Here is a 6,977-nt window from a genome sequence, read left to right on the forward strand (position 1 = left end):
GGGTCATTATTAAGGCAACGAGTCAGCTGATGGCGAATAAGCTGGGCAAGCTAAGCGGGTTTGCGATTGAAAACGAGTACCATTTTCTAGGTGATCATGTGATGGCGGAAGGAACGGATCAGACGAGCTACCCGCCTTATGACGATGAGCCTAAGGAGGGAACGCCGCCTCCGCCGCCTCCGCCCCCGCCGAAGAAGAAGTTTAGCTGGGGGAGCCTGCTAGGTAATGTATTGGCCGGAATTGCAGTAGTTGTAGTAGTAGCTGTCGTCGCGGCTGTAACGGTGGCGACATTGGGAGCAGGGACCGTTGTCATTGGAGCTGTCTTCATGGGCGCAATGGCAGCGGGATCGATAGCAGTAGGAAGCAGGGCAATCTCAGATATTGCGCGAGACGAAGTGAGCAGTACGTGGGATTACATGACGGATGCCTTTCGAGAATCGATGATCGGGGCGGCGTCCGGAGCGATATTCGGCCCATTCGCAGCCGGAGCCAGAGTAATGGGACAGATGGTCGTAGGCGGGGTAACAGGGGTATTCGAGAGTGTCGTGAGCCAGCTCACGGACAATCGGGAAGGGTTTAGCTTGGGTGAGGCCCTATTCAGTGGAGGGATCGGTTTTCTCACAGGGGGGTTGCTGGATGTCAAGATAGCCCGCAGAACAATTGGCGACTACCTTGGCTCAGGGATCGGCAAGATTACACCGGATTGGCTGAAACGTGGCTTCGGTTCTATATTTGATGGCTTCGGCAGCGCAGTGCAAGGATTAAGCAGATGGGGGAGTAGCTTAGGAGGAAAGTTTCTTAATCATATACAGGATTTCGGTAGTAGGCTTGCCAAGGATATTCAGGCATTACCTAATACGATAAGGGCGCAATCCAAAGAGATTAATGATAAAATGAAATCATGGTTGGAAGAAACAGGGCAGAATCTCAATCGTGCTCTCCAAGGTCCGCAATTTGCGTTTAATGGCGGTTATCGGAATGGTTCGAGAGATGTTTTTTCTGATCCGTATGTGAATCGAATGGATAGTGGGTCTTCAGGAGGCGGTAGTAAAGGGCCTGAGGGGAAGGGTAAACCATCACAAACCAGAAAGAAACCTGATGGAAGACTACCTAAGACTGGTGGCAAATGGGAGGGAGAACCAGGTAACGGTAAATGGTATTCTGATGATCCTGATGTTATTGAAATAACAAATGGCAAACCAATCGTATTTAAAGATGGACGACCAGACTTTTCACCTTGGTCAGCTTATGAATTAGAGTTTAAACCAGGAGTGTTAAATGGAACAGACCAAGATTTTGATCAAGTTTATAAGCGGATGGCTGAACTTGGTTTAGCTAAAAACAAGACACAAGCTAAAGCCTTATTAAAACAAGCAGGATTGACTCCCCACCATCTTAGTGAAACGGTAATAGAAATGATCCCGACCAAACTACATGGAAATATACCACATAAGGGATCTGCTTCTGATATGAGAAACAAGACAAGTGAAATAATTGAAATAGAAACTGAAAAAGTCATTCCAGAAAAATCAGAAGGCCCATCAAAAGATAGAAATAAAGGAGGTCCACCAACCGATGACGATGACTAATGATTCGTTTAATCAAATTGAAAAGTATTTAATTGAACTTGGTATATCAAGTGGTGCTGACAGTTATTCTGAAGAGGAACTTATAAGACTTGAGGAAAAATACGAAATTGATTTTTTAGAGATTTACAAGATATTTGTACTTAAATATGGAAATTCGACTTTTGAAAATGATGTGCGTTACCGTCCATTGAATCAATCCCATTGGACAGGTAAAGATGGGCTAAACGCTTTCGGATCTTTTTTTGGTTTTGAAGAGGGTGTTAACAATCTCGAAGAAAATATTAAACGATATTACGATAGAGTTCCAAATTCAATTGTACCGATTGCTGATGACGGTGTAGGAAACCTGATAAGTATAGGAATAAAAGGAGATCATATAGGTAAAATTTACTTCTGGGATCATGAAAACGAGATAACGGCTAAGATTATGCTAAATGAAAAGGTATACGTAGGTGTTAGTGTTGATGATTATTGGGAAAATATATTCTTAATCGCTGAATCTTTCTTCGATTTCATTAAAAGTTTTGAAATTGAAGAGGTAGTAAGCGAAGAATCAGATATTGAGTCCAAGATTGTTAGTGAAAAAATGAGTGGTAACTTTATGGCAATGATGCTTGCTGCTAAGGCCGAACTCGAAGCTAAAGAAAAAACTAGGAAAGAAAAAAAGAAAGATAAGTAGTCTGAAAATAATAAGAGGCTACCCAGTGCCGAATGAACCAATCATTCAACCAATAATACACTTAACTCATGTAATACCATTACAAAGATTTCTTCAATTCTCTGTACGCAAAATAATGATTGAAAAGCATAACATAAATAACGCTTTAGCATTACACAGAACAGGTCGATTATGGTCAGATACTACCATGATTGACCTGCTTTTTGTTATGTTCGTTATCTCATAGGATTCTCAAAATGCAACTTTAGAATACGCCGCCCCGATAGATAAGCTGTCTAAGCAAACGTAACAAAAAGTTAGGATAGCCCGATCATTAATATTGTCAGGACTTATCTTCAAATTGTCCGCAACAATCTGGCTACTTGCAGCGATGACTACAGTGCAAGAACAATCTGGTGACGACCAGTTTACATAAACAGGTAAGGATGCGTGGCAAGCTAGCCGCTTCCCTACTCCATATCCGCCTAATGTATTGGCCGGAATTGCAGTAGTAGTAGCTGTCGTTGCGGCTGTAACGGTGGCAACATTGAGAGCAGGGGCCGTCGTTATTGGCGCAGTGGTAGTGGGCGCTATGGCAGCGGGAACGATAGCGGTAGGAAGCAGGACAATCTCAGATATCGTGCGAGGCGAAGTGAGCAGTACGTGGGATTACATGACGGATGCCTTTCGAGAATCGATGATCGGGGCGGCGTCCGGAGCGATATTCGGCCCATTCGCAGCCGGAGCCAGAGTAATGGGACAGATGGTCGTAGGCGGGGTAACAGGGGTATTCGAAAATGTCGTGAGCCAGCTCACGGACAATCGGGAAGGGTTTAGCTTGGGCGAAGTGCTGTTCAGTGGAGGGGTCGGTTTTCTCTTCGGTGGGGTGCTGGATGTCAAGATAGCCCGCAGAACGATTGGCGACTACCTTGGCTCAGGGATCGGCAAGATTACACCGGATTGGCTGAAACGTGGCTTCGGTTCTATATTTGATAGCTTTGGCAGCGCAGTGCAAGGATTAAGCAGATGGGGGAGCAGCTTAGGGGGAAAGTTTCTTTATCATATACGGGATTTCGGTAGTAGGCTTGCCAAGGATATTCAGGCATTACCTAATACGATAAGAGCGCAATCCAAAGAGATTAATGCTAAAATAAAATCATGGTTGGAAGAAACAGGGCAGAATCTCAACCGTGCTCTCCAAGGTCCGCAATTTGCGTTTAATGGCGGTTATCGGAATGGTTCGAGGGATGTTTTTTCTGATCCGCATGTGAATAGAGTGGATAATGGTTCCTCTAGTGGTAGTAGAGGGCCTGAGGGGAAGGGAGAATCTGCCAATAATTTTAAATGGGGAAATCCTAAAAGTACTCCCACGTATGGTCATACTTTTTCAGAGCACGGTGCTAAGAAAAAGCCAAATCAGCTTATAGATAGGGCCAGAGGAAAGGGACATCAAATCAGCCAATGGCTTGATGAGAAGAGTGCGGCAGATTTTCTTGCAGAGGTGGCGAAAAAGGGCCCTGGTGTTCATGATGTTCCGTTACCATCTTCTATTAAATCAAGAGGATACTTGCCAGATGGTACTGAAATAAAACCTGATATGGCTAGAGTGATAGTGAAAGAGGATGGTGGAATTAGGTCTGCTTTTCCATATAGCAGTGCTCATCCTTCAGGAATAGGAAAATAATAAAAAGGAGAATAACCATGGAGAATGTATACCCGGAGTATGTTACTAAGAGTGCTATTGAAGGTCTTGTAAAGAAAATCAAATTACCGGCTCCTGATGATTTTTCGCAAGACTGGGAATATGAAGTGTCGGATTCTTCAAGAATATCCGAATTCTTATACGCCTATGAAAATATTGAATTAAATTTAGACGAAAAATTCGCTTTAATGATTATTATTATTTCATCATTTAATGATGCTATAGTAGAAAGAAACGCTGTGGAGAGTTCGGCTAGCCTGATCAGATATCATCTTCTTCAAGATATTAGTATTCATAAGAATACTATTTATTATTGGTCGATGTTGGATGAGGATGATCTGGAAAATTGTCATGCTGTAACATCTTTTATGAGAGAGATTGCATATGTCGCCAAATTAGATGGTCAAGACTAGAGTTGTTAAAGGGGAATTAATTTACTGGGTTTACAATTCGAACAACAAGATCGTACAATGCAACCAACAAACCAAACACTTGATAAACTTTCAAAAGCTCTTTCCAACTTGAATTATGAGTAGGAATGAGCTTTTTTTTGTATGGAGTGCCCAGAGGCACGCATCTTCTAGCCGGTGAAAGTCCGGTCGTGGGAGGGGCCAAGCCCCCACGTAGCTAGGATACTTGCGTATGGCGAAATCCGTGCGTAAAAGCGTATCGAGGAAAGTATCTGTCAGGGGCAGGGCGAGCAACATACCAGACCGTAACATGAAGTGAATCCTGCCGCATCGTCAAAAAGGCCTTGCAAGAGGGGGAAGAGGAAGCCGAATCTCGCAAACTTGGATGAAGGCCAAGGAAGCTGCTAGGAACTGGAGCGGTAGCAAAGAATCCTCCGGCGTAGAGGGAGTGGCATGGTATGAAAGAAGATGCAGTGAACTGGGGAGACCCTCCCCTGCACGAAGTTTTTTTTCGTAGCGAGATGTTCTATAAGCTCAAAAAGGTGAAATGAACCATCTGCAGGAAGGGAGTTCGAGGGGCTCATAGTGCGTGCGTGGCAGCACGATCATCATGTTCCCGCTGAGCCCCGGACTAGGGGACTCATCCTATGCGCTTGTAGGCGCTTCTCTCTTTGGCAAAATTCTTGATGTTGCAAAGGATCAAGTCAAGGTGAAATTGCATATTGACGGGGAATCGAGCGGTTCGATGTGGTTCGCCTATTCAACGGTGTATTCATCTCCAGATGGAAGCGGCTGGTACTGCATGCCGGAGGCAGGGGATGAGGTTAGGGTGTATTTTCCAGATAAAGAGGAGAAGCATGCTTTTGCAGCAAGCTCGGTAGACACCGCTTCCTCTGATCCTGTCAAGCGCAGTGACCCGGCAGTGAAGAGCATTAGCACCAAATACGGCAAACAGATTGTGTTCCAGCCAGGATCAGTGGAAATCATCGGCAGCGGCAAGCTTCTGATGCGACTGACAGATGATGGGGGCATTGAAATCAACAGCGACAAAAAAATTATGTTGAACGCAGAGGATGATATTGAAATAACAGGCGGGGCAAAGGTGCTGATCCAAGGCAGCGAAGGCATTGATCTTCAGCAAGCGGGCGCTAGTCTTCAGATCGCGGATCAAGTGACAATCGGCGGCTCTAAGGTCAACATCAAATAAGCTCATGGCGAACTTTGAATACGTTTAGGGGAGAGCAAAATGGATAGAGATACGGTACTGGACAAATTTCTGGAGGAGCATGTTTTTGACCAATGGCTGGATGATCTCATTCCGATCGGAGATGCGCTGAATGAGCGCAAGGAAGAGATCGAGCACGGCTTAAGTCAAACCGTTGATACCGTATGGCGTCAGGTTGCCGAGCAGCAGGAGCAAGGGGTGAAGGGCGTGATCCACTATGTGTACATCTCTTTGCTGCGAACAGGAATTATGGAGAACATTCCCCATTATCGAATCGATGCCTATGACGAGAACTGGATGATGGACAAGGTGGAATGCACAGCCTTATGGCGGGCGGATTTTATCTTTGAACCGTTGTTTCGCCGGATGAAGGAGCTTGAGCAGACTAAAAAAGCATACGCGCGCAAGATCACCTCGCAGGATCTGGATCGGATCAAGCAAATCGAAGCTGTTAAATATCATTTGCTGGCGATTGAATTTATAAAGTCAATGATGCCTGCGCTGCTGAGCAGCATGGAATATTCTCGTATTGCGAAGTCTCCTGGAATCAGTTGGATGGCAGGCGAATTTCGAGACCAAAGCGTGCGGCTTACTGGAGCGGAAGAGGTTACAAATGAGGCAACAGGGGCGGTTAGTGAATGATGAAGGAGTATTTTGTGCTCAAGCAGGATGAGAGGGAAACGGATGTCCCCGTTCTTGTGGATATAAGAAGGCAAATCGATGTACGGGATATTCATTGGACAAGCGCGCACAAGCTGGCGGAAATGATTGTCATGCAGGTCAGAGCAAATCAGGAGAGCACCTGCCCGGATGTGCTGGATGGTCAGCTCTATTTGATCTCAGACCGATTGAAGAGACTGGTAGAGCTATATGCACCGGATACGATATTCAAGCAGACCCCGCTTATTGATCTTAAATATCGGAGGCAGCATCATTATTTTCTCCCCATCTTCGAAGAAGTGGAGGCGCTTAGTTCGCACAGTGAACGAGTTGGGGACGGAAGCGTGATCCGCAAGCTGGTGCTCAATGGAGAGTTGCTGTCAGGAAAACGCATCGTCCGGATCAAAGAGAGCGGCAAGCCGCTTATTGTGGTCCGCTTGGATGTTGCGGAGAGCATTTTGCGGCGGGATTTTGCAGGGGTTCGATTAGAACGGGTACAGGTGGAGTGAATGCTGAGAGCTGGAGGTGGAAGGGATGCAAAATAGCGAGTACTACATTGTTCGCGGGGCCAAAATGTTTTGCAACTGCGGAACCCATGTCAGGCGGATTAACTTGCCGCAGAGCCACGGGTCGTTTGTAAACGACAAGCCGATGATGAATGAGGAGGATAATAAATTCACAGCAAATGTCCCTCATTTTGGCATTTGTGTGAGTCCGCTCAACCCTAGTGGTG

At 45.5% G+C, this 6,977-nt stretch carries 7 protein-coding genes and 1 pseudogene; all 8 read left to right on the plus strand.

Annotated elements, in window-relative coordinates:
• Positions 1 to 1,589: pseudogene (locus tag L6H65_RS26130) on the plus strand (HNH endonuclease); the annotation flags it as partial.
• Positions 1,576 to 2,268, plus strand: a complete 693-nt coding sequence (locus L6H65_RS26135; RefSeq protein ID WP_236347616.1) for an SMI1/KNR4 family protein — start codon at positions 1,576 to 1,578, stop codon at positions 2,266 to 2,268. The pseudogene L6H65_RS26130 and the gene L6H65_RS26135, both read left to right, overlap by 14 nt.
• A gap of 733 nt (positions 2,269 to 3,001) precedes the next feature.
• Positions 3,002 to 3,931, plus strand: coding sequence for a hypothetical protein (locus L6H65_RS26140; protein WP_236347619.1), 930 nt, complete (start codon positions 3,002 to 3,004; stop codon positions 3,929 to 3,931).
• A gap of 17 nt (positions 3,932 to 3,948) precedes the next feature.
• The gene (locus L6H65_RS26145; protein WP_236347621.1) at positions 3,949 to 4,362 is read left to right on the plus strand and encodes a hypothetical protein; all 414 of its coding nucleotides are present in this window, start codon (positions 3,949 to 3,951) and stop codon (positions 4,360 to 4,362) included.
• 586 nt (positions 4,363 to 4,948) lie between these two features.
• The gene (locus tag L6H65_RS26150) at positions 4,949 to 5,566 is read left to right on the plus strand and encodes a phage baseplate assembly protein V (protein WP_307728399.1); all 618 of its coding nucleotides are present in this window, start codon (positions 4,949 to 4,951) and stop codon (positions 5,564 to 5,566) included.
• 39 nt (positions 5,567 to 5,605) lie between these two features.
• Positions 5,606 to 6,226 (plus strand): hypothetical protein, encoded by a 621-nt coding sequence (locus L6H65_RS26155; RefSeq protein WP_236347624.1) that lies wholly within the window; start codon positions 5,606 to 5,608, stop codon positions 6,224 to 6,226.
• Positions 6,223 to 6,753, plus strand: coding sequence for a hypothetical protein (locus L6H65_RS26160; RefSeq protein ID WP_236347627.1), 531 nt, complete (start codon positions 6,223 to 6,225; stop codon positions 6,751 to 6,753). The genes L6H65_RS26155 and L6H65_RS26160 overlap by 4 nt, the downstream gene beginning before the upstream one ends.
• Before the next feature lie 25 nt (positions 6,754 to 6,778).
• On the plus strand, positions 6,779 to 6,977 hold a 199-nt coding region (locus L6H65_RS26165), incomplete at its 3' end, for a PAAR-like protein (RefSeq protein ID WP_236347630.1).

This window comes from Paenibacillus plantiphilus (assembly GCF_927798095.1).
Taxonomy (GTDB): domain Bacteria; phylum Bacillota; class Bacilli; order Paenibacillales; family Paenibacillaceae; genus Paenibacillus_Z; species Paenibacillus_Z plantiphilus.